Below are 252 nucleotides of genomic sequence, written 5' to 3'. Positions count from 1 at the left end.
ATCACGATCTTCCCTCCATCGGTGAGGAAGACATCCACCCGCGCCAGGCCGGCACATTCCAGTGCCGCATAGGCCGCCAGCGCGACCTCGCGGATGCGCTGCTGGGTGGCCTCGTCGATCGCCGCGGGCACCACCACTTCGGCGCCGGTCTCGCTGATGTACTTGGTGTCGTACGAATAGAACTCGTCGTGCACCACCACCTCGCCGCAGACGCTGGCCTCGGGGTGCTCGTTGCCCAGTACCGCGCATTCG

At 66.3% G+C, this 252-nt stretch carries 1 pseudogene; it reads right to left on the bottom strand.

The annotated features are described in order from the left end of the window. Positions 1-252 (bottom strand): annotated as a pseudogene (locus SB822_RS59190) (D-alanine--D-alanine ligase); the annotation flags it as partial.

The sequence above is a fragment of the Paraburkholderia sp. SIMBA_054 genome, from assembly GCF_046534875.1.
GTDB classification, from domain to species: Bacteria; Pseudomonadota; Gammaproteobacteria; order Burkholderiales; family Burkholderiaceae; genus Paraburkholderia; species Paraburkholderia hospita.
This window is presented reverse-complemented; position numbering and strand designations above follow the sequence as displayed.